This window comes from Sphingobium sp. OAS761 (assembly GCF_024168485.1).
In the GTDB taxonomy this organism is placed as follows: domain Bacteria; phylum Pseudomonadota; class Alphaproteobacteria; order Sphingomonadales; family Sphingomonadaceae; genus Sphingobium.
The window spans coordinates 298671-321427 of sequence record NZ_JALJVY010000003.1 but is presented as its reverse complement, the minus strand read 5'-3'; the positions used below and the strand labels follow the sequence as shown (position 1 = coordinate 321427).

General features: G+C 65.6%; 15 protein-coding genes and 1 riboswitch. Of the genes, 3 read left to right on the top strand and 12 right to left on the bottom strand.

Features of this window, described 5'->3' with window-relative positions:
* Positions 1-13 precede the first annotated feature (13 nt).
* Together J3E64_RS06025 and J3E64_RS06020 are read left to right on the top strand one after the other, a co-directional pair.
* Positions 14-1147, top strand: coding sequence for a hypothetical protein (locus tag J3E64_RS06025; RefSeq protein WP_253340904.1), 1134 nt, complete (start codon positions 14-16; stop codon positions 1145-1147).
* The gene (locus J3E64_RS06020; protein WP_253340902.1) at positions 1144-2517 is read left to right on the top strand and encodes a cytochrome P450; all 1374 of its coding nucleotides are present in this window, start codon (positions 1144-1146) and stop codon (positions 2515-2517) included. Before J3E64_RS06025 ends, J3E64_RS06020 begins: the two co-directional genes overlap by 4 nt.
* On the opposite strand, the gene J3E64_RS06015 is transcribed toward J3E64_RS06020, so the two are convergent.
* The 5 genes from J3E64_RS06015 to J3E64_RS05995 form a co-directional block, all read right to left on the bottom strand.
* A complete protein-coding gene (locus J3E64_RS06015) occupies positions 2510-3403 on the bottom strand; it encodes a transglutaminase family protein (protein ID WP_253340900.1) in 894 nt (297 codons plus the stop codon). The two genes, J3E64_RS06020 and J3E64_RS06015, sit on opposite strands and share 8 nt — an antisense overlap.
* Complete coding sequence (locus J3E64_RS06010) at positions 3400-5868, bottom strand: circularly permuted type 2 ATP-grasp protein (RefSeq protein WP_253340898.1); 2469 nt, start codon at positions 5866-5868, stop codon at positions 3400-3402. Before J3E64_RS06010 ends, J3E64_RS06015 begins: the two co-directional genes overlap by 4 nt.
* Positions 5868-9230, bottom strand: a complete 3363-nt coding sequence (locus tag J3E64_RS06005; RefSeq protein WP_253340896.1) for a DUF2126 domain-containing protein — start codon at positions 9228-9230, stop codon at positions 5868-5870. Before J3E64_RS06005 ends, J3E64_RS06010 begins: the two co-directional genes overlap by 1 nt.
* Positions 9231-9317: 87 nt before the next feature.
* Positions 9318-11414 carry a prolyl oligopeptidase family protein gene (locus J3E64_RS06000; protein WP_253340894.1) on the bottom strand — a complete coding sequence of 699 codons (2097 nt, stop codon included), beginning with the start codon at positions 11412-11414 and terminating at the stop codon, positions 9318-9320.
* Entirely contained in the window at positions 11411-11710 is a 300-nt protein-coding gene (locus tag J3E64_RS05995) for a hypothetical protein (RefSeq protein WP_253340892.1), read from the bottom strand. Before J3E64_RS05995 ends, J3E64_RS06000 begins: the two co-directional genes overlap by 4 nt.
* Positions 11711-11748: 38 nt before the next feature.
* Positions 11749-11859, top strand: a riboswitch (TPP riboswitch).
* Positions 11860-11895: 36 nt separating this feature from the next.
* Here J3E64_RS05995 and thiC point away from each other — a divergent pair.
* Positions 11896-13791 carry a phosphomethylpyrimidine synthase ThiC gene (gene thiC / locus J3E64_RS05990; protein WP_253340890.1) on the top strand — a complete coding sequence of 632 codons (1896 nt, stop codon included), beginning with the start codon at positions 11896-11898 and terminating at the stop codon, positions 13789-13791.
* Positions 13792-13877: 86 nt separating this feature from the next.
* On the opposite strand, the gene J3E64_RS05985 is transcribed toward thiC, so the two are convergent.
* From J3E64_RS05985 to J3E64_RS05955, 7 genes are all read right to left on the bottom strand, one after another.
* Positions 13878-15290 (bottom strand): efflux transporter outer membrane subunit, encoded by a 1413-nt coding sequence (locus J3E64_RS05985; protein WP_253340888.1) that lies wholly within the window; start codon positions 15288-15290, stop codon positions 13878-13880.
* 11 nt (positions 15291-15301) lie between these two features.
* On the bottom strand, positions 15302-18490 hold the full coding sequence (locus J3E64_RS05980) for an efflux RND transporter permease subunit (RefSeq protein ID WP_253340886.1): 3189 nt from the start codon (positions 18488-18490) through the stop codon (positions 15302-15304).
* Between the two features lie 41 nt (positions 18491-18531).
* On the bottom strand, positions 18532-19800 hold the full coding sequence (locus J3E64_RS05975) for an efflux RND transporter periplasmic adaptor subunit (protein ID WP_253340884.1): 1269 nt from the start codon (positions 19798-19800) through the stop codon (positions 18532-18534).
* Positions 19797-20213, bottom strand: coding sequence for a hypothetical protein (locus J3E64_RS05970; RefSeq protein WP_253340882.1), 417 nt, complete (start codon positions 20211-20213; stop codon positions 19797-19799). Before J3E64_RS05970 ends, J3E64_RS05975 begins: the two co-directional genes overlap by 4 nt.
* A 355-nt stretch (positions 20214-20568) precedes the next feature.
* Positions 20569-21198, bottom strand: coding sequence for a TetR/AcrR family transcriptional regulator (locus J3E64_RS05965; RefSeq protein ID WP_253340880.1), 630 nt, complete (start codon positions 21196-21198; stop codon positions 20569-20571).
* A 163-nt stretch (positions 21199-21361) separates the two neighbouring features.
* On the bottom strand, positions 21362-21970 hold the full coding sequence (gene cobO, locus J3E64_RS05960; RefSeq protein WP_253340878.1) for a cob(I)yrinic acid a,c-diamide adenosyltransferase: 609 nt from the start codon (positions 21968-21970) through the stop codon (positions 21362-21364).
* Positions 21967-22551 carry a hypothetical protein gene (locus J3E64_RS05955; protein ID WP_253340877.1) on the bottom strand — a complete coding sequence of 195 codons (585 nt, stop codon included), beginning with the start codon at positions 22549-22551 and terminating at the stop codon, positions 21967-21969. The genes cobO and J3E64_RS05955 overlap by 4 nt, the downstream gene beginning before the upstream one ends.
* Positions 22552-22757: the final 206 nt, after the last annotated feature.

The following is a 22757-nucleotide window of genomic DNA, read 5'->3' as shown; positions in this document are numbered from 1 at the left end:
TAGGGCGGGGGCCGTGGAAAAGTTCAAGCGTAAAGTCTTTTATCTGGGCGGATTCGATCCGCGCGGGGTGCGTTTCTACCACCAGCTCTATCGCGAGCAGGCGGCGCGCCATGCCGCGCTGACCGGCGACCCGATCGTGGTCGGTGCCCGGCAATCGGGCGCCGCAGGGGCGACGGTTTCGGCGGGCTGGCGCGTTGACAACGCCGCCGCCGCGGTCGCGTGCGACTATGAATATCTCCGTTGGGAAGACCTGGTGAGCAAGGTGTGGATTCGCAATCCGCTGATCCTGGCCTGGCGTTCCATCGCCACCTATGTCGGTCACGCCCGTTTCATGCAGTTCGCCCGCATGAAGAAACTGCGCCCCGGTCCGGTCTTCACCATCTGCTACCCGCCTTTTCTGGCGGTGGTGCTGCCCATCCTCTACGCGCTCATTCCCGCGCTGCTGCTGTGGATCGTCCTGCCCTTCTGGGCGGCCGCGCTCATCGGCATTGCGATCAGCGCCCTGACCGTGGGCAAGCGGCTCAACAAGCTGGTGGTGCCCTGGCTGCTACGGTTCACCTATTACCATCATAGTTTGGCGGCGAGCGGTCCTGGCGAGGCGCTCGACGCCCGGCTGGACGCCTTTGCCCGGCGCATGGCGGAGGAGATGGACGGGGACTGGAACGAGATATTGTTCATCACCCATAGTGCGGGCACCATCCTGGGCATGTCGGTGATGCGCCGGCTGTTCGAGCTGCGCGGCGATACACTGCCGCCGCATTTCGCGATGGTGGGGCTGGGACAGGTGGTGCCGGTGGTGGCGCTGCGCACCGACGCGAAATGGTATCATGCCGACCTCAAGGCGCTGGCGGACAAGCATTTCCGTTATGTCGACTTGTCCTATCCGCCGGACGGCGCCGCCTATTTCAGCGTCAATCCGCTGTTGCTCGCGGCCGATCATTTCGTGGCGCGGGTCGACATTATGTCGCCGCGCTTTCACCTCTTCTACAAGCCGGAAAATAACCATAGCGGCTGGGCGCACAAATATGAGGCGCATTTCGACTATCTGCGTGTCGGCGACCGCCTGTCGCCGGTGGATTTCATCAGCCTGACCGCCGGAGGGCTTACGCTCGATGAGTCCGTCGCCGCCTTTCGGAGCCTGCCATGACGGACCCGCTCTTTACCCCGCCCTTTCCCCAACCCACGCGCAACAAACGCACGATGATGCGCCGTTTCTTCATCGGCTGGCACAGCTGGATCCATGTGCTGTTCGAAAAAAGCTACACGATGAAGATGGGCGAGATCAGGGGCAAGGGCCAGCTTATGTATATCGCCAACGAACTGCCGCTGGTGGAGCGCATCCTGAAAGGCGGGACGGAGTTTCCCAAGCATCGCGAACTGGTGCGCGGGTTGTCGCCCCTGATCGGCAATGGCGTCTTTTCCGCCAACGGAGAGGATTGGGAAAATCAGCGGGCGATGATCAACCCCGCTTTTGCCCATACCGCGATGAACAAGACGATGCCGATGATGGTCGCGGCGGTCGACGCATTTCTGGATCGCATCGCGGGCATGGACCGGCGAAAGCCGATCAATATCGATCCGATGATGACGCATGTCGCGGCCGATATCATCTTCCGCACGCTCTTCGGCCAGACGCTGGACGCGAAACGGTCGCTGGTGATCCACCGCGCGTTCGGCCGGTTCCAGAGGATGTCGCACAGTTCATCCATGCTTGGGCTCTACGGTCTGCCGACCGGCTGGTTCGACCGGCGGACCGTCGCCCCGGCCGAAACCATCCGCGGTGTTTTCGCGCCCATCGTCAAGGCGCGCTACGACGCCTTTCATGCGGGCGATCCGGTGACGCACAAGGATATCCTCCAGTCCCTCGTCGAGGCGAAGAGTCCCGAGACGGGCGAGCATTTCACGCTCAAGGCGGTGATGGACCAGGTGGCGACGATTTTCCTGGCGGGCCACGAAACATCGGCCAGCACCATGACATGGGCGCTCTATATCCTGTCGGAATGCGATCATATCCAGCAGCGCGCGCGCGAAGAGGTGGCGCGGATCGTCGGCGATGCGCCGTTGACCCCCGCGATGCTCAAGGACATGACGCTGGTGCGCAACATATTCAAGGAAACCCTGCGCCTCTACCCGCCGCTCGCCTTTTTCCCGCGCGAGGTGCCGTGCCCGATGCAGATGCGCGACAAGCAACTCGTGCCCGGCGCGATGCTGGTCGTGGCCCCCTGGCTAACCCAGCGGAACAAGGACAATTGGGCCTGTCCGCACAGTTTCGACCCCGACCGGTTCGACGATCCGGCCAATGCCGACATGGCGCGCCAGGCATGGTTCCCGTTCAGTCGCGGCCCGCGCGTGTGCGTTGGCGCAGGTTTCGCCCAGCAGGAGGTGATGACGGTAATCGCGGCGACGCTGCGTCGCTATCGCCTGTCGGTGCGGCCGGGTTACAAGCCGGAACCGATCAGCCGCCTGACCGTGCGCCCGCGCAAGGGCATGTGGCTGATGTTCGATCCCGTCAGCTGAGTGCAGTTTCCTGTTCGGGCGCGACGTCCACCATCACCTGTACGCTCTGGCCGGCCCCGCCCACAAACAGTCCGTCCATCGGCGCCACGTCGGCATAATCGCGGCCCATCGCCACGAACAGGTGGCCGTCCCCGGTGATGCAGCCATTGGTTGGATCGAAACCGATCCAGCCCCGCGTCGGTCCGCACCACAGCATGACCCAGGCGTGCATCGCGTCCGCGCCGATCAGCCGCGCCATGCCGGGCGGGGGATCGGTGCGCAGATAGCCGCTGACATAGGCGGCGGGCAGGCCCACGAGCCGAAGGGCGACCACCATGACATGCGCGAAATCCTGGCATACGCCGTGTCGTGCGGCGAAAGCCTCGGCGACCGGCGTGCCCGCGTCGGTGACACCCGGCTGATAGCTGAACATGCTGTGGATGCGCCGCGCAAGGTCGAGCGCGGCGACGATGACCGGCCGGTCCGGCCCCAGCAGGTCGCCGGCCCAGGCGCCGATGGCGGGCAGCAGCGGCGCACGGCTGGATGCGTAGAGATAGTGGGCCGGTGCCGAAGGCCCCATGTCCCGGTCGATCAGGGCCGCCTTCGCCACTGTGCCTATCGTCGGGTCGTCGGGCTGCGGCGTGATTCCGCCGCCTTGTACGCCGGCGCGGAAACTGGTTTCGATGGATAGCGTATCGATCGGGCTTTCGATGACCAGCCGGGCCACATCGACCGGCCAGCCGCCCGGCCGCGATTGTATGACCGATGGAGCGGGATCGACCGAAAGCCGATAGTCGGCGCACCATTGTCCCGCCCACGGCGCGGGCTTCAACCGCAGATTGAAGCGCGCAAGTCGCACCGGCGCGGCATAATGGAGAATCGTCCGATGGCGGACATGGTAGATCATGCCAGCAAGTCCGTGCTCTGCGTCTTGCGCACCTGCAGGAAATAGCGCTGGCCGATCGCGTCAGACAGGGCCGTCAGACGATGTTCGGCATCGGCGATGTCCGCCATGGTCAGCGTGTCGCCGGTCAGGGGCGAAAGCCGCGCGGCGAGCGCGTCGGCCAGGCGGCGCGGCTCTTCGGGCATGCCGTCGTTCCGCAACGTCGGCAGCGAAGCGATATGGTCGGCAAGGCGCTGCGCCTGCCAGACGATCGCTCGCGGATTTTGTGGTTCCAGCGCAACCAGGTCGCGCACCGGAGCCAGCGCCGGGCCGGTCAGATAGCGCGTGCGATAGCTGATCTGGCTGTCGGTCAGGTCGAGCAATACGGTAAGGTCGTCCGCCGATGCGTCATCGCCGCCAAACAGCGAGACGAGCCGGCAGCCATTGATGGCACGCTCCATCCGCCGTCCCATGTCGTGGAACCGCCAACCTTCCGTCCGGCCCATATTTTCCGCCGCCAGCCCGGACAGCGCCGAAATCCGCTCGATCATCCGCGACGAGGCGTCGAGCAGCGTCTCCGTCGCAGCTTCATCGAAACGCGGCAGGGGCAGGCGCACCAGCCGCCAGAAATCGCTCGCCAGCCGGTCACGCAATCCTTCGCCGATATTGGCGACCACGCCCATCAGCGCGCGCACGCTTCCGGGCTGTCGCGCGTCGCCCAGCGCCTGTGCGCACAGCGATCCCACCGCCCCGCCGCTCCCGGGCACGGCGTGCCATAGCGCCAGTTCGTTAACCAGACGGGCCATTGCCGGCGAAGCCAGCGAAGGGCCCAGGTCGGCCTCGATCGATCCGCCGACAATGGTACGGATCATCCGCAACACCATTTCCGTCCGTTCGATATAGCGTCCCAGCCAGAACAGATTGTCTGCCGCCTTGGCGGGCAACATCCCACCGACCCGCCGGATGGCGGGTGCGCCGCCCAGCAGGCTGTCTGGCGGCACCGGCCGTGCGTCGACCACGCACATGTCGGCGGACATGTCGCCTTCCCCCATCAGCGCGGCGCGAATATCGTCATGGCCCGCCAGCCGCGCGAAGGCACCGGGCATGACCCGCCACTGGCCCTGTGCATCGCGGGCGACGAAAACCCGCAGGCTGAAGGGCAAGGGAGCCAGCCGCCCGTCTATCACCGCCGGCGTGGTGGACAGGCGCACCATTTCCTGTCCGACATAATCCATCGGTCGCCGCGTCATCGCCTCCATCAGCGTGGCCCGCGAGGTCGCGTCCAGGGTCGCGCCCGGCACCCCATGGCCGCCGGCAAGTCCGGCCGCGCTCTGGCCGAAGGCGGAACCGATCACCAGCTGGTCGATCCGGTCACGCACATAGGCGCGCTCGCGCGGCTGGCCACACCACCATGTCGCGATATTGGGCAGGATGAGGTCGGCGCCAAGCATCGCGCGGGCGAGCTTGGGCAGGAAGGCGGCCAGCGCGCGCGATTCGATCACGCCCGCGCCCGGCCAATTGCCGATCATCAACCCGCCCCGCGCGCAGGCGTCATACAGGTCGGGCACGCCGATGCGCGATCCCCCGTCAAAGGCAAGCGGGTCCATGAAGCGCGTGTCCATCCACCGCCACAGGCCGTCGACGCGCTTGAGCCCCTGAATCGTGCGCACGAACAGCCGGCCGTCCGACACGATCAGATCGTCACCCTCGACCAGAAGCAGGCCCAGATAGCGCGCGAGATGGGCTTGCTCTGCATAGCTCTGGTTGAACCGCCCAGGTGTCAGCAGACCGATGCGCGGTTCGGACCGGACGCAGTCGGCGGCCAGCCCGCCGCGCAGGTCGGTGAAAAACGGCGCCAGCCGCCGCGTATTCATGGCGCCGAGCAGGTCGCCGGTGGCACGCGACAAGGCAAGCCTGTTTTCCAGCGCATAGCCTACACCGACCGGCGTGCGCACCCGGTCGGCCAGTACCCGCCACTCGCCATTGGGACCGCGGCAGATGTCCGCGGCGTAGAAATGGAGATAATGGCCGTGCGGCGGCGCCGTGCCCGTCATCACGCGCCAGTAATGCGGGCTTCCGGTCACTATGCTGGCGGGCAGCTTGCCCTCGCGCACCAGCGATTGGGTGGAATAGATGTCGGCGACAACGCGATCCAGCAATTCGGCGCGCTGCGTCAGGCCGCGTTCGATATGGGTCCATTCTTCCGCCCCGATCAGCAGCGGGACGGGACCCAGCGGCCAGGCGCGTTCCTGCTCGTCCCCGGTCAGGCGAAAAGCCATGCCAAGGGCTGTCGCCTGACGCGCGACATGGTCGGCCAGCACCGCCGGATCGCCCTGAACCTGCGTGGAAAGCCGCTCCAGCATCATATGCCAGTGCGTCGCCATGGCGGGGGTTGCGTCCGCGAACAGATCGCCGCGCGACGCTGCCGCCAGATAGGCATCGGCCCATCCCTTGCCCGCGACCGGCGACGCCAGGGCGTCCGTCGCCATCAGCCGACCGGATGCTTGAAGCGCAGATCGAGCGTCATCGGAAATTCGCCGGGCATTTCGGCGGGCGGCATGTCGACGGGGCCGGGCGTATGCCCATGATCCTGGAAGCGCGCCTTGCGCCGCGATTCCGCTTCATAGCCGTTGATCGGCAGCGTGTCGTAATTGCGCCCACCCGGATGCGCGACATGATAGACGCAGCCGCCGAGCGAACGCCCGCTCCAGCTGTCGAGCACGTCGAAGGTCAGCGGCGCGTTGACGGGCAGGTTGGGATGCAGGCAATTGGCCGGCGCCCATGCCTTGTACCGTACCCCGCCCACGGCTTCGCCCGGCACGGCGGTCGGCGTCATGGGGATGCGGCGACCATTGCAGGCGATGACGTGGCGCCCGGCGATGAGTCCGGTCGCACGCACCTGCAACCGTTCCGTCGAACTGTCGACATAGCGTACCGTGCCACCGATCGCGCCGGTTTCGCCCAGCACGTTCCATGGTTCGAGCGCGTGGGTGATTTCCAGCGCCACGCCGCCGGCATCCACTTCGCCGTGGATGGGGAAACGGAACTGCCGCTGCGCCTCGAACCAGTTGGGGTCGAAATCATAGCCCGCGCCGTGCAGGTCGGACAGCACTTCCAGGAAATCGGCCCAGACAAAATGCGGCAGCATGAAGCGGTCGTGCAGTGCCGTTCCCCAACGCACCAGGCCGCCCTGCTGCGGCTGGCGCCAGAACCATGCGGTGAGCGCGCGGATCAGCAATTGCTGGGCCAGGCTCATCTTCGCTTCCGGCGGCATTTCGAAACCGCGAAATTCCAGCAGGCCGAGCCGTCCGGTGGGACCATCGGGCGAAAACATCTTGTCGATGCAGATTTCGGTGCGGTGGGTATTGCCAGTCACGTCGACAAGCAGGTTACGGAACAGCCGGTCGACCAGCCATGGCGGGGGCAGCTTGTCCACGCCCTCCGTCACCGGATCGGGCACCTGTGCCAGTGCAATTTCCAGTTCGTAAAGCCCGTCATGCCGCGCCTCGTCGATGCGCGGCGCCTGGCTGGTCGGCCCTATGACAAGGCCGGAAAAGAGATAGGAAAGCGAAGGATGCCGCTGCCAGTAGAGAATGAAGCTCTTGAGCAGGTCGGGCCGCCGGATGAAGGGCGAATCGTCGAGGCTGGGCCCGCCCAGCACGATATGATTGCCTCCGCCCGTGCCGACCGACCGGCCGTCGACCATGAATTTGTCGGCGGTCAGGTCGCATTCGCGGGCCAGCGCGTATAGCCGCTCGCTGATGCGGACCGTCTCGTCCCAGCTCGCGGCGGGTTGTACATTCACCTCGATCACGCCGGGGTCGGGCGTGACCTTCAGAACGTCCAGTCGCGGATCGGGGGGCGGCGCATAGCCTTCGATCCGTACCGGGATGCGCATCGCCTCGGCCACCCGCTCGACCTCGGCGATCAGTTCCAGATAATCTTCCAGCATCTGAACCGGCGGCAGGAAGACCGACAGATAATGGTTCTGCGGTTCGATCGTGACGGCGGTGCGCACCGCGCCCTCTATCAGCACCTGTTCGACCCGCTGCTGTGGCGCGGCACCGCCCTCTGCCTCGCCGACCCGCCGCACAGGCTGGGCCTGTGTCTCCTCCCGCGTGGCGGGTTCGCTCACCTGCGCGCGAAAATCGGGCAACGGCCCGCGCGGTTCGCTGGTGTCGCGGGGGTGAATATAGGGATAGGAAGCCTCTGGCACATGCGGCAGGGAACCGAGCGGCAGACGGTATCCAAGCGAGGAATCGCCCGGAACCGCATAGAGCTTGCCGCGGCGAAGCTGCCATATTTCGCTCTGCCAGCGCGGGGTGGTCGCCTGGCTCTGCCACCGCTGCACCGGCAGTACATATCCTACCGGCTGGTCGAGACCGCGTGAGAAGGCCTTTACCATCCGCGCTCGAGCTTCCGGATCGGCGATCTTGGGATCGTCCGGCGTGGCGTTGACCGGCAGGTCCGATTCCTTGATCGCCCATATGGCCGGGTCTTCATAGACAGGATGGGTATAGTCGGCGGAAAAGCCCATATTGCCGGCCATCGCCGCCAGAAACGCTCGGGCGTCGTCCGCGCCGACCGTCCGCGCCCCCGGCGGCGGTTCGTCGGTGGCGATCAGGTCTGCGTCGCGCCACAGCGGCACGCCGTCCTTGCGCCAGTAGACGGCATAGGCCCAGCGCGGCAGGCTTTCGCCCGGATACCATTTGCCCTGGCCGTGGTGCAGCAGGCCGCCGGTTGCGAATTCGGCGCGCAGCTTACGGATCAGCCGGTCGGCATAGCCCGCTTTCGTCGGCCCGACCGCGTCACCGTTCCATTCCCCGGCATCGCCTCCATTTTCCGCCACGAAGGTGGGTTCCCCGCCGGTGGTCAGGCGCACATCCTGCGCGGCGAGATCGGCGTCGACCTGCGCGCCCAGCGTCATCACGGCGTCCCAGCGCGCGTCGGTAAACGGCTTGGTGATCCGGACCGCCTCGGCTATGCGGCTCACCGACATCTCGAAGGCGAAATCGACTTCCGCCGGTTCCGCCATGCCGCTGATGGGAGCAGCGGAGCGATAATGGGGCGTGGCGCAGAGCGGGATATGGCCTTCGCCCGCGAACATGCCGCTGGTCGCGTCCAGCGCGACCCAGCCCGCGCCGGGCACATAGGCTTCGGCCCAGGCGTGCAGGTCGACGACGTCCTGCGTCACGCCCTTGGGGCCTTCCAGCGGCTCGACATCGGCGACGAGCTGTATCGAATAGCCCGACACGAACCGTGCCGCAAAACCCAGTCGCCGCAACAGCTGCACCAGCAACCAGCCCGAATCGCGACAGGAGCCGGTGCCGATCTCCAGCGTTTCCTCGGGCGCCTGCACGCCCGCTTCCATGCGGATCACATAGCCCACGCGCTGTTGCAGGCGGCGATTGACCTCGACCAGAAAATCGACCGTGCGGCTTTCGTGCCCGTCATATTCGGCGACCAGCGCATCGAATAGCGGTCCCTGTTCCTCCACGTCGAAATATGCGGCGAGATCCGTCTTCAATTGCTCGTCATAAGCGAACGGATAATTTTCGGCGTAGGGTTCGACGAAGAAATCGAAAGGGTTGATGATGTCGAGATCGGCCAGCAGGTCGACTTCGATACTGAAATGATCGACCGGATCGGGAAAGACGATCCGGGCCAGCCAGTTGCCGTGCGGGTCCTGCTGCCAGTTCAGAAAATGATTCGCCGGTTCGATCTTCAGGGCGTAGTTGGGCACCTTCGTTCGGCTATGGGGCGCGGGGCGGAGCCGGATGACCTGGGGGCCCAGCCGGATCGGACGGCTATAGCGGTAGGCGGTGAGGTGGTGCAGGGCGGCTTTGAGCATGACACGATCAAACGCCACGCCTTGCTGCAATGCAATGTGTAAATCGTTTCGCGTGCAAGATTCCAGCCGTCGCCGCGCCGGATCGGGCTATTTTCCCTCGAGACGCTGGCTGAAATAGACCATCTGCATCGCCTGCAGGCGCGCGCCCTGCGCGATGTCCGCGTCGCCCGAATGGCCGCCTGCGATATCCTCGTAGAAATGATAGGGGATGCCATATTCCTTCAGCCGCGCGGCGAACTTTCGGGCATGCTGCGGGCCGACCCGGTCGTCCTTGGTCGTCGTCCAGACATAGGGCGGAGGATAGGAGACGCCCCTGCGGATATTGGCATAGGGCGAGATCTTTTCGAGAAACGCCCTTTCTTCAGGAACCGACACGCTGCCATATTCATCGACCCATGACGCGCCGGCCGCAATCTTTTCGTAGCGGATCATGTCGAGCAGCGGCACCTGGATCACGACCGCGTTCCAGAGGTCGGGATGCTGGTTGAATTCCACCCCCATCAACAGGCCCTCGTTCGATCCGCCATAGATGCCGAATTTTTCGGGCGACGACAGCTTGCGCGCGAAAATATCCTGCGCGACGGCTGCGAAATCGTCATAGATGACCTGCCTTTTGGTCTTGAGACCGGCTTCGTGCCAGGCCGGGCCGAATTCGCCGCCGCCGCGGATGTTGGCCAGGACGAAGCTGTTGCCCCGTTCCAGCCACAGCTTTCCGGTGATGGCGGCATAGCTTGGCGTCATCGGCACTTCGAACCCGCCATAAGCGGTCATGATCGTCGGCGTCGCGCCATCCTTCTTCATGTCGGTGCGATGGACGATGAAATAGGGAATTCTCGTGCCGTCGGTGGATGTCGCCTCGAACTGTTCGACCACCAGGCCCGCAGCATCGAAGCGGGCGGGCATCGCCTTGACCTGGCGCGGGGCCGGGTCGGCTGCATCCATCGCCCAGAGCGTCGTGGGCGCCAGAAAGCCTGCGACCGCGAGATAAGTCTGATCGCTCTTGCCGGTCGCCGACGCGATCGAAATGGTGGCGTTGTCGGGCAGGTCCGCCGGTCGACCGGTCCAGCCGCGCGCGCCGGGCGTCAGCACTAGCACCCTGCCGCGCACATTGTCGTTATAGGCGAGGATGACATGCCCCCTGGTCGCCGCCACGCCGTCGATCGACTGACGCGCGGTCGGCGCGAACAGGATTTGCGGCTTGAGCGTTTCGCCCGATTGCAATGCCTTCAGCGGCACGGCGGCGAGGGAACCGGCGGGCACGGTAACGCCGCTGCTCGTCCATTCTTCGCTGGTCTGGATCAGCACCTGGCCATCGACCATGCCTTGCAGGTTGCTTTTCGCGGGCAGCGGCAACTTCTTCACGCCCTGCGGGGTGACGAGATAGGTCTCGTTGCCGAAGAAGGTCACGCCGCGGTAGAGGAAGGCCGCGCGATTGCCCGACCCGTCCGACAGGATTATCGGGAATGTGCCGACCTGATCGTCCGGTTCGCCGCGATAGATTTCCTGCGCCGCGCTCAAGGGTTGACCGCGCCGCAACGTCTTGACGACAAAGGGATAGCCCGATTTCGTCAGAGTGCCTTCGCCCCAGTCCCGGGCAAGCAGGATGGTGTCGCGGTCCAGCCAGCCTTCATTCTGCTTGGACGTGGGGATGTTGAATCCGCCTTCGACGAAATGTCCCGTCCCAAGATCGAATTCCCGCAGGCTGACGGCATCCTCGCCGCCGTCCGACAGGTTGACGAGTGCCCGCTTTTCGTCGGGATCGAGGATGGATGCGCCTTTCCACACCCATTTCGTCCCTTCCGCCTTCGACAGGGCGTCAAGGTCCAGCACCGTCGTCCATCGGGGCGCGTCGGACGCATAATCGGCTTGGCTCGTCCACCGCCAGATTCCCTGCGGATGGTCGGCGTCGCGCCAGAAATTATAGATGCGTCCGTGGATCATCATCGGCATCGCGATCCGGTCCTTGGCCGACGCGATGGCGAGCGCCTGCTCATAATAGCCGGAATAGCGCCGGTCGTTCCGGAACGCGGCCTCGGTCGCCTTGTTCTCCGCTTCCACCCACTCCATCGCGCGCGGACCGGTCCAGTCCTCCAGCCAGATATATGGGTCGTCGGCGGGGGCGATCGGCGGTGCGCCGGCGCCGGTCAGCAGGGCAGCGGAAACCAAGCTCAAAATCCTTTTCATGTCGGTCCATCCCCCCTGACGGGCATCAGGCGCGCCCGCCGGTAGCGCCGCCGCAGCAGCGCTCCGGCGACAAGCAGGGGTAACGCCGCGGCGATCAGCATGATCCCCAAAAGGCTGGGCGACCACCCGAAAATATCATGCATGTCGAGTGCGGAGGGCAATATCATCAGCAGGGCGCCACCGGTCAGAAACCACAGTCCCCAACGGCGCGGCCGTACCGCAACCATGCGCATTTCGTGGCGAAACGCCTTGCGTCCGGCCTTGGTGCCCAGGTCAGGGAGATGGGGATCGGTCATAAGCTGCTGGACCTTGTGCCGCCAAGCTCCTATCCTGTCCAGCATCCCCGGGGGACCGCTCACAGGCGGTTGAGAGGCAGCTGATGTGGCTGCGACCCGCTGAACCTGATCCGGCTGACACCGGCGTAGGGAGGGAGCGAGCCGTCAAACCGCCCGCATTCTCTCTCCGCCCGAAGGAGAGTTACATGGCAGACGTCCCCGCCCGTACCGAAATGCGCGTCACGACCGGCCCCATTCGCGGGTCGCGCAAGATTCATGTCGGGCCACGAAAGGTCGCGATGCGCGAGATCGACCTGGAGCCCTCCAGCGGCGAACCGCCTGTGCGCGTCTACGATACGTCCGGCCCCTATACCGACCCGGACGCGCGGATCGACATCATGGCCGGCCTGCCGGCCCTGCGCCGCGACTGGATCATGGAACGCGGCGATGTGGAGGCCTATGACGCCCGCACCGTGAAGCCGGAGGATAACGGCATCAAGGGGCCGGACCGTTCCGGCGGTGTCCAGCCCTTTCCCAATATCGTGAAGCGCCCGTTGCGCGCGAAAGCGGGCGGTAACGTGTCGCAGATGCACTACGCCCGTCGCGGCATCATCACGCCGGAAATGGAATATGTGGCCGAGCGCGAGAATCTGGGTCGCGCCCGCCTGGCCGAATATGTCCGCGACGGCGAAAGCTGGGGGGCGTCGATCCCCGATTATGTGACGCCGGAATTCGTGCGCGACGAGATCGCGCGCGGCCGCGCCATCATTCCGTCGAACATCAACCATCCGGAAAGCGAGCCGATGGCGATCGGCCGCAATTTCCTGGTGAAGATCAATGCTAACATCGGCAACAGCGCCGTCGCTTCAGACGTTGCGTCCGAAGTCGACAAGCTGGTTTGGTCGATCCGCTGGGGCGCGGACACGGTTATGGACCTGTCGACCGGCCGCAACATCCACGACACGCGCGAATGGATCCTGCGCAATTCGCCCGTCCCGATCGGCACCGTGCCGATCTACCAGGCGCTCGAGAAGGTCGGCGGCATCGCCGAGGACCTGACGTGGGAGATTTTCCGCGACACGCTGATCGAGCAGGCCGAACAGGGCGTGGATTATTTCACCATCCATGCGGGCGTCCGCCTGGCCTATATTCCGATGGCGGCGAAGCGCGTTACCGGCATCGTCTCGCGCGGCGGGTCGATCATGGCGAAATGGTGCCTCGCGCACCACAAGGAGTCGTTCCTCTACGAACATTTCGACGAGATCACCGAGATCATGAAGGCCTATGACATCGCCTATTCACTGGGCGACGGCCTGCGCCCCGGCTCCATCGCCGACGCCAATGACGAAGCCCAGTTCAGCGAACTCTATACGCTGGGCGAACTGACCCACCGCGCCTGGAAACAGGATGTTCAGGTGATGATCGAAGGCCCCGGCCATGTGCCGATGCACAAGATCAAGGAGAATATGGAAAAGCAGCTGCAGGTCTGCGGCGAGGCGCCCTTCTACACTCTGGGGCCGCTCACCACCGACATCGCGCCGGGTTACGACCATATCACCAGCGGCATCGGAGCGGCGCAGATCGGCTGGTACGGCACGGCGATGCTCTGCTATGTCACGCCCAAGGAGCATCTGGGCCTGCCGGACCGGGATGACGTGAAGGTCGGCGTCGTCACCTACAAGCTGGCCGCCCATGCCGCCGACCTGGCCAAGGGCCATCCGGCGGCCCAGGTCCGCGACGATGCCCTGTCGCGCGCGCGGTTCGAGTTCCGCTGGCGCGACCAGTTCAACCTGTCGCTCGATCCCGATACCGCAGAACAATATCATGACCAGACCCTGCCAGCCGAAGGCGCGAAAACGGCCCATTTCTGTTCGATGTGCGGGCCCAAATTCTGTTCGATGAAGATCTCGCAGGAAGTGCGAGATTTTGCCGCCAGGAAGAACCAGCCCGCCGACGGCTTCCTGGAAGCCGGCCTCACGGGCGCGGAAGTGGCCGAAGCCAGCAAGGCCGCCGCGCTCAAGGGCATGGAGGAAATGAGCAGGCTGTTCAAGGAAACCGGCAGCGAACTCTATATGGGCGCGGGCGGGCGCGACCATGATTGAGGCTTGGGATCGACGCTGCGGGCTTGGCTAGGCCGACCCCACATATCGATCCCATGCGTGGGGGACGGCGGGGATGCCAGCCGCCCTCATTCCGCTTCCCATCCCCCCGCCAGTGCGCGGAACAGGTCGACCTGGGCAAAGGCGGTCGCGCGACGGGCGGCAATATGGTCGCTCTGGGCGGCGGCCAGGGTGCGTTCGGCGTCCAGCACGGCAAGAAAGTCGATCTCGCCGACACGCTGGCGGGCACGACTGGCCTTGGCGGCGCGCTCGGCCGCGTCGCGGGCCTGGCCCAGCACGACTTCGCGGCGCATGGCGTTGCGATAGGCGGACAGGGCCGTTTCCGTTTCCTCCAGCGCGCCCAGCACCGCGCCGTCGAACGCGGCGAGGTCGGCATGACTGTCCGCCGTCGCGCTGTCTATCCGGGCGCGGATCGCCTCCTGATTGGGGAAAGCCCACGAGATGAGCGGCCCCAGCAGCCAGCGGAACGGACCGCCCGAGAAGATGTCGGTGGCGCCCACCGCCGTCGTGCCCACCGATCCGCCCAGCGTGATGCGCGGGTAGAGGTCGGCGGTGGCGACGCCGATGCGGGCAGTATCAGCGGCCAGCCGGCGCTCGGCGGCGCGTATGTCGGGACGGCGCGCCAGCAACGACTGGCCGTCGCCTACCGGTAAGGGGGAGGAGAGGGCAGGGGTCGTTACCGCGCCCGTCAGTTCGGCTGGCAATTGCCGGGGCGTGCGGCCGGTCAGCGTCGCGATGCGGAACAGCGCGGCGTCGCGTGCGGCGTCGTAGGTCGGAATGTCCGCCGCCTGCCGTTCGCGCAACTGCATCACGCGAATGACGTCGATCCGGTCGGCAAGACCGCGCCGTTCGCGCGCGCCGGTAATGCGCATATTGTCGTCGAGCAAAGCAACGGTGCGCCGGGCGACCGCCGCGCTTTCAGAGGCTGTGGTGGCGTCGAAATAGGCGCGCACCGTATCGGCCGCGATCGTCAGGCGCGTAGCGTCGGCATCGGCCTGCGCCGCCTCATAGTCGCCGCGCGCCGCTTCCACCCCCCGGCGGACCCGACCGAACAGGTCGACTTCATAGCCGATGCTGATGCCGGCATCGACAGTACGTCCTTCCCGGTCCACGCCTGCGGGCGCCTGGCTTTCGGGTACGCGGCCATAGGTGGCGGAGCCTTGCAGGTCGGTCGAGGGCGACCGGTCCGACTTCGCGCCGCGCAGCGACGATCGCGCCTTTTCGATGCGCGCGAGCGCGATGCGGATGTCGGTATTGGCGGCGAGTGCATCGGCCACCAGCCGATCGAGCAGCGGGTCATCATATTGCCGCCACCATTGCGCGATCGGCTGGGCGGCCGTCACGGCATCGGACTTGTCCGTGCCGATGAAGGGCGCGGCCGCTTCCGCCTGTATCCGTGGCCGGGCATAGTCCGGGCCTGCGGTGCAGGCGGTCAGCGCCGTCGCGGCCAGCAGCGCCGCGATCGCAGTGCGTGCGAACATATCGATACTCCTTATTCGGCCGGTTGCAGGGCCGGGCTGTCGTCCCCGCCGCGCGTCGGGCGCTGGCGGCGAAGCCGGTCGGCGAGCGCCCGGCACACCACGTAGAAGGTCGGCGTGAAGAGCAGGCCGAAACCGGTGACGCCAGCCATGCCGAAGAACACCGCCGTGCCCAGCGCCTGGCGGAGCTCCGCCCCGGCACCGCTGGCGATGACCAGCGGGACCGCGCCCAGAATGAAGGCGAAGCTGGTCATCAGGATCGGGCGGAGCCTGGTCCGCGCCGCATAGACGGCCGCTTCCACCGGCGACATGCCACGGTCGATTTCCGCCGCGCGGGCGAATTCGACAACCAGGATCGCATTCTTCGCCGCCAGCGCGATCAGCACCACCAGGCCGATCTGGGTCAGGATGTTATTGTCCATGCCCCGGATATTGACGCCCAGCATGGCGGCGAACAGGCACATCGGCACGATCAGGATGATCGCGAGCGGCAGCGCCAGGCTTTCATATTGCGCCGCCAGCACCAGGAACACGAACAATACCGCCATGCCAAACACGATGCCCGCCGTGTTGCCGGCCGTGACCTGCTGGTAGGCGATGCCTGTCCATTCATGGGCGTAGCCCTCCGGCAGCGTTTCGTCGGCGATCTTTTCCATCGTCGCCAGCGACTGGCCCGAGGAATATCCCGGCGGCGTGTTGCCGTCGACCTCGATCGCGCGGCGCAGATTGTAGCGGACGACGCGATAGGGGCCGGTCTTGTCCTGGAAGGTGGCGACCGATCCGATCGGGACCATCGCGCCCGAATCCGACCGGGTCTTCAGATTGGCGATGTCCGCCACCGTTCCGCGATAAGGCGCGTCCGCCTGCGCGGTGACCCTGAACGTCCGGCCCAGCAGGTTGAAGTCGTTGACGAACGACGACCCCAGATAGACCTGCAAGGCCTCGAACACGCGCTGCGGGGGAACGCCCAGCATTTCCGCCTTGCGCCGGTCGACATCGGTGAAGATGCGCGGGGTAGCCTCGTTGTAGAGGGTATAGACCTGCGTCATGTCCTTCTGCTGGTTACCCTTGGCGATCAGGCCGCCGGCCGCCTGGGCCAGCTCGGTATAGCTGTGGCCCTCGCGGTCCTCCACCATCATGCGGTAGCCGCCCGGCGGAACGATGCCATTGATCGTCGGCGGCGGCAGCAGCAGGATCATCGCCTTGTCGTAGCCGGCGACGGCCTTTTGTGCCTCGGCCATGATGCTGGCATAGGTAACGCCCAGCTTCTTGCGCTCCTCGAAGCTGTCGAAGGGTAGGTAGATGGCGGCTGAATCCGGTGCTGCCGTGCGCGAGGGCCCATGGAAGCCCGCGAACATCACCGCACCGCGAATGCCCTTGATGGGCAGCAGCCGCTGCGCGATCTCACGCGTGACCTCGTCGGTCCGCTCCAGCGAGGAACCCGGCGGCAGGAAAGCGGCGGCGAGGAAATAGCCCTGGTCCTGCTGCGGTACGAACCCGGCCGGGGTTACCCAGAAAACGGCGACAGTGGCCAGGATCAGCGCGCCATAGGTCGCCATCATGCGCAGCGGTCTCACCACCAGCCGGTGGGTCAGCCGCGAATAACCGTCCGACAGGCGTTCAAAGCCCCGGTTGAACCGTTCGCCCGCGCCATGCAGCCACAGTTTCCAGCGCCGCGCATCTTGCGCGGGTGCCGACCTGTGGCGCAACAGGATCGCGGCCAGAGCCGGCGAAAGGGTGAGCGACAGCAGCAGCGAAATGACCGTCGCAGTAGAGATGGTCACGGCGAACTGCCGGTAGAAGGCGCCCGAAATGCCCGTGATGAACACCGTAGGGACGAACACCGCGCACAGAACCAGCACGATGGCGATCAGCGCGCCCGACACTTCGTCCATCGACGTGCGCGCGGCCTCCAGCGGAGACAGGCCCTCCTCGATATACCGCTCCACATTCTCGACCACGACGATAGCGTCGTCGACCACGATGCCGATCGCCAGCACCAGCCCGAACAGGGACAGGTTGTTGAGCGAGTAGCCCAGCGCCGCCAGCATGACCGCAGTGCCGATCAGCGACACCGGAATCGCCAGGATCGGAATGATCGCGGCGCGCCAGTTCTGCAGGAACACCAGAATGACCAGCACCACCAGAATCACCGCCTCGAACAGCGTCTCGTAGACGGCGTCGATCGACTGGCCGATGAATTCGGTGGGATTGTAGATGACCGAATATTCCAGTCCCCTCGGGAATTTGGTCGCAAGCGAATCCATTTCCGCGCGGACGGCCTGGGCTGCCTGCAAGGCGTTCGACCCCGGCCGCTGGAGCACGGCGAGCACGACGGTCGGCTTGCCCGACAGATAGGTGTTGATGTTGTAATCCTGCGCGCCCAGTTCGACGCGCGCGACGTCACGCACGCGGACCTGCCGCCCGTCGGCGTCGGTACGTACGACGATGTCCGCAAATTGTTCGGGATCGGCCAGCCGGCCCTGCATCTCGACACCGACCTGATAGGCGCTGCCCGTGTCGTAGGGCGGCTGACCCAACGCGCCGGAGGATACCTGAACATTCTGCGCCCGCAATGCGGACAGGATCTCGCCCGCGGTCAGGTTCAGCGCCGCAGCACGGCCCGGGTCTATCCAGATGCGCATGCCGAAATCGCGCGCACCGAACAGCTGCACGTCACCCACGCCCTCGATCCGCGCCAGCCGGTCCTTGACCTGGGTCAAGGCATAGTTGGACAGATAGTTCCGGTCGAAACTGCCGTCCGGGGATTGCAGGTTGACGACCATCAGAAAGTCGGGCGACGATTTGCGCGTGACGACCCCGAACCGCTGGACTTCCTCGGGCAGGCGCGGCGTCGCGACGGCGACGCGATTCTGCACCAGCACCTGCGCGGCGTCCAGGTCGGTACCGATCTTGAACGTGACGGTGATGACGGTCTTGCCGTCGCCGGTCGACTGGGAGCCCATGTAGAGCATGTCGTCGACGCCGTTGATCTCCTGCTCGATCGGTGCCGCGACGGTTTCCGCGACGGTTTCGGCGGACGCGCCGGGATATTGTGCCGACACGGTGACGGTGGGCGGCACCACGTCGGGATACTGGCTGATCGGAAGGCCGACATAGGCCAGCAGGCCGACGACCGTGATGATCACCGCGATCACGCCGGCAAAGATCGGCCGATCAATGAAAAATCGGGAAAAGCGCATCTGTTTGGCCCCTGTTCATGGGCTGGTCGGAACGGCGGCGCTCAGTTGGCGAGCGTTGCCTGTGCGGCCATGGGAATGGAGTCGGTCGCGGGCTTTGGCGTGGCCGAGGGCTTGATCGTTCCGCGCCGGACCTGAACCTTCGTGCCGGGGGCAGCCATCTGGAAATTGGACAGCACCACCATGTCCTGGGCGGACAGGCCCGATCGTATGACGCGCAGGCCATCGACCAGCGGTCCGACCTCTACCGGTTTGGCGGCGACGGTTCCGTCCTTGCCGACGGTCAGCACGATGCGGCGGGCCTGATCCGCGTGCACCGCCGCATCCGGTACGAGCAGTGCCTTGACAGTGCCGCCGGTCGCCAGACGCATGTTTCCGAACATGCCGGGGGTCAGGAATCCGTCGGGATTGGCGAAGCGCGCGCGCACGCGGATGGTACCGGACCGGGGGTCGAGCCCGTTGTCGGTAAAGTCGAGCGTTCCTTCATGCGCATAACCGGTCTCGTCCTGAAGCCGGACTTGCACGGCGGCGGGCGCGCGACCTTCCTTCCGGTCGCGCTGCGCCTTGAGGAACAGCGCCTCCGACGCATCGAAGTCGAAATAAATGGGGTCCAGCGCGTTGATCGTCGTCAGCAAGGTGGCGTTGGCGCCCCCTTCACCGCTGACCAGATTGCCCGCGTCGATCCGGCGGTCCGAGATCCGACCGGAAATAGGAGCGCGCACGGTCGCGAACTCGACGTCGAGTGCACGGCTGCGAACGCGGGCCTGGGCAGAAGCGAGTGCGGCGGAGGCCGACCGCACGCGGGCGCGGCGCGCGTCCACTTCGGCATCGGCAATCGCCTCGTCACCGGTCAGGCCCGCCACACGGGCGTAATCCGCCCGCGCGAGCTGCAACGCGCTGCTGGCCGACGCGACGTCGGCCTGCGCTTCTGCCAGTGCGGCGCGATAGGGGCGGGGGTCGATCGTGAACAAGGGTTGGCCGGACCGGACATGATCGCCATCGCGGAAATGGATGGCGGTGATGGCACCGGACACGCGCGGCCGGACCTCGACGGACCGGATCGGTGCGAAGCGGCCGACATAATCGTCCCACTGCGTGACCTGCCGCGTAATCGGATATGTCGCCTGAACCGTCGGCGCCGGCATGGCGGCCGCGGCTGGCGCGCTGCGACCGAAATATACCCAGCCAGCACCCGCAGCGGCCAGGACGACGGCCGCTCCGATGACGAGCGGAAATGTGGCGGGGCGACTGCGCTTCATCGGCGTAACGTCCTGTGATGGATTGATTTCATGGGGAAAAACGGGACGATTCATGTCATGGCCTTCCGCAAGGCGGCCTTGCGCGCGCCGATATGGTCGAGAACGTCGCCGATCTGGGCTTCGCTGAAGCCGGCATCCTGCGCCTGGCGAATGGCGGATGGCGGGACAACATAGCCACGATGCCAGCCGTGCACCGCCAGGTGCCGAAGTGCCTCGAGGCGCGCGTCTGCCAGGGTCTTGCTGGGCGGCGGCGGACCGAGCAGGAAGCGCACCAGACGCGACCGGGGTCGGCCGGGCTCAAGGCTTGACAGTCCGTCCTGCCGGGCAAGGTCTATCACCTGCCATTCCAGGGGGGTCAGCGCCTGCGCCGCATTGTCCTTCGCGGGCAGCATGTTCAGCCAGCGCAGGGCGTCGCGCGGCATGACGCGGGCAGTCGCCGTCAGGGACGATGTATCGTGATAGGTCATACTGTCCTCCGATCGGTATTGCGCGCGCCCGCATCCCTGGGGAAAGGATGCGAGCGCGGGCGCTCGCCGGAGCAGGGACATCCGGCGGGACTGATGTGTTGGCACCCGCCGGATTCGATGAAATCCGACGCATGAAATGTCGTGAATGCGGGTGACGCTCGAACGAGCAGCCTGCCGATCCGGATGGATTGGCCCGCACCGATCAGACTAAGTCTCCCGCCTTTTATACTGATCGGTATATATTGCGATGCAGCGAAACTGTCAATCTCTTCTGTACCGCCCGGTAGATTATGTCTGCGCGGCCGATTTCAAGAGATGAATTATAAATGAATGAAAAATATTCCGGCGCGGCCGATCAGTGCGACGGCCAGCACGTAAGGGTTGTCCTGACGATGCCTTCCAGCACATTGCGTCCGACGCCATCGGCTGCCTTGAGCGACAAACCCTGCAGGACGGCGGTGAGGAACTCGGCCAGCGCTTCCGGGTCGGCGTCGGCGGGCAGGTCCCCGGATGCCTTGGCCTGCGCCAGCCGCTCGACGAGCGCGGCCTGCGACGAGGCCCGACGGGCGATGATTTCCCCGCGAACCGCGCGCGCCTCGGTTCCGCAAGTCATGCTGCTGATCACGCCCAGGCAGCCGGTCGGGTCGTTCGCGCTACAGATATTGTCGATCGCGCCGCGCAACATCCGTTCCGCAACCTCGCGCGCGGTGGGTGCCTGCAGCGCAGTACGGACATAGCGCAGCTTTTCCCGCTCGTAGAGATCGAGGGCTTGCCGGAAAAGCGCTTCCTTGTTTCCGAAGCAGGCGTAGAGGCTGGGCTTGGCGATGCCCATTGCCTCGGTCAGTTCCGCGAGCGATGCACCCTCATATCCATGCTCCCAGAACACGCGCAAAGCCGCGGCGAGCGCCTCGTCCGGGTTGAACTCGCGCGGCCTTCCGCGCGCCGGAGCGGCGGGGCAGGCGGGAGCGAGGGAATCCTTCATCATGACCGACCCTATATAGGCCGCGCAGTTTCAACGTCCAGTGGCGCCCGGTCAACGGATATCCCTCCGCCCGCGTGCACATAGCCGGGTCGCGACCTGGCTCCACGCCGGCGCCGACGCCAGTCGGGCCGGCGCCGGCATGTTCCATGTACGCCGGTAATGGCACCTACAGGTCGATCCCGACCTGCGCACGCACCCCGGCGCGGAACGCGTGCTTTTCATCGCGGATCGCGCTGACCGTGTCGGCCAGCGCGATCAGGTCGGCATGGGCGGCACGACCGGTGATCACCACATGCTGCATCGGCGGCCTGGCCAGGATCGGCGGCAATATGTCTTCCAGCGACAGGTAGCGGTAGTTGACGAGGTAGGTCAGTTCGTCCAGCACCACCAACGCGACCGCCGGGTCGGCCAGTGCCTGCTTCGCCTTTTCCCACCCGGCCCGAGCCATGGCGATGTCGCGCCGCCGGTCCTGGGTTTCCCACGTGAACCCCTCGCCGCAATTTTCCCAGCGGACGCTCGGCTGGCGCGACAGAAAGGCCCTTTCGCCCACGTCCGCCTTGCCCTTGATGAACTGAAACACCGCAGCCGTCCGGCCATAGCCCAGCGTGCGCGCAACCATGCCGAACGCGCTGGAGGACTTGCCCTTGCCATTGCCGGTCAGCACCAGCACCAGACCCTTGTCGACCTTCGCGGCGGCGATCTTGGCGTCCACCACTGCCTTGTGCTTCTGCGTGCGCTCCTTATGCCGGCGCTCTTCCTCGGTCAGCCCGGTCATTGTGCGCGGGCGCGGCGCAGATCGGGGCGGGCCATCGTCACGAGCGCCCATAACGCCACGGCGACGCCCGACCACAACAGGCTCGACATCAGGACGAAGGGAAAATAGCGCGCCAGGCGCGGCAGGAAACCCGCGATGGTCGGATCGGCGAAGCGCCCGCCAAGAAAGTAGAAGCCGCCGCTGGCGAACAGGTGCGACACCAGGGTGGCGCCCGCCAGCAACAGCGTGACGGCCGGCAGCGATCCTGGCTTTTCGGGCAGGCGCGCGGTTCGACGGCCCGCCATCCACATCACCGCATAAGCCGGAATCAGCATGGCGTATGCCGGGGTGTAGCAGAAGTCGGAGGTCCCCAGGATCGAGATCGACACGACATCGATGGCGTATCCGAGAACGAACAGGCCGACAAAACCGGCGAAGCGGCGTATGAAATAACCCAGCACGAAATAGCTGGCGAGCGCCGTGCTCGGGATATGGACCATGTGCGTCAGGGCGTGCGATCGGGTGAGCAGCATGACGGCGGCAAGGATGCCGAAAACCGCCATTTGAAAGCGGCTGGAGTGCAGGGCGGCGGAACGAATCATCGTCGGTTCTCCGGATCTGGGTCTGAAGGAATGCGTCGACGCCGCGCGGGCGCGGCGTGCGGGAGCCGGTGGGGAAATTCCCCGGCAGTTCAGCAATGCAGCATGATGATGCAGGCTCCCCTTCGACGCGACACACGAATGTCGTCCGCCAAGGGATGTCCCCGCCCTGAAGCGAGGCCCTCGTCCGCCCGGTTCATCCCGCCCGC

Excerpts from the sequence above, each read along its gene's own strand:
- J3E64_RS06020 (WP_253340902.1), top strand. The coding sequence starts at position 1,144 with ATGACGGACCCGCTCTTTACCCCGCCCTTTCCCCAACCCACGCGCAAC.
- J3E64_RS06015 (WP_253340900.1), bottom strand. The coding sequence starts at position 3,403 with ATGATCTACCATGTCCGCCATCGGACGATTCTCCATTATGCCGCGCCG.
- J3E64_RS06010 (WP_253340898.1), bottom strand. The coding sequence starts at position 5,868 with ATGGCGACGGACGCCCTGGCGTCGCCGGTCGCGGGCAAGGGATGGGCC.
- J3E64_RS06005 (WP_253340896.1), bottom strand. The coding sequence starts at position 9,230 with ATGCTCAAAGCCGCCCTGCACCACCTCACCGCCTACCGCTATAGCCGT.
- J3E64_RS06000 (WP_253340894.1), bottom strand. The coding sequence starts at position 11,414 with ATGAAAAGGATTTTGAGCTTGGTTTCCGCTGCCCTGCTGACCGGCGCC.
- J3E64_RS05995 (WP_253340892.1), bottom strand. The coding sequence starts at position 11,710 with ATGACCGATCCCCATCTCCCTGACCTGGGCACCAAGGCCGGACGCAAG.
- thiC (WP_253340890.1), top strand. The coding sequence starts at position 11,896 with ATGGCAGACGTCCCCGCCCGTACCGAAATGCGCGTCACGACCGGCCCC.
- J3E64_RS05985 (WP_253340888.1), bottom strand. The coding sequence starts at position 15,290 with ATGTTCGCACGCACTGCGATCGCGGCGCTGCTGGCCGCGACGGCGCTG.
- J3E64_RS05980 (WP_253340886.1), bottom strand. The coding sequence starts at position 18,490 with ATGCGCTTTTCCCGATTTTTCATTGATCGGCCGATCTTTGCCGGCGTG.
- J3E64_RS05975 (WP_253340884.1), bottom strand. The coding sequence starts at position 19,800 with ATGAATCGTCCCGTTTTTCCCCATGAAATCAATCCATCACAGGACGTT.
- J3E64_RS05970 (WP_253340882.1), bottom strand. The coding sequence starts at position 20,213 with ATGACCTATCACGATACATCGTCCCTGACGGCGACTGCCCGCGTCATG.
- J3E64_RS05965 (WP_253340880.1), bottom strand. The coding sequence starts at position 21,198 with ATGATGAAGGATTCCCTCGCTCCCGCCTGCCCCGCCGCTCCGGCGCGC.
- cobO (WP_253340878.1), bottom strand. The coding sequence starts at position 21,970 with ATGACCGGGCTGACCGAGGAAGAGCGCCGGCATAAGGAGCGCACGCAG.
- J3E64_RS05955 (WP_253340877.1), bottom strand. The coding sequence starts at position 22,551 with ATGATTCGTTCCGCCGCCCTGCACTCCAGCCGCTTTCAAATGGCGGTT.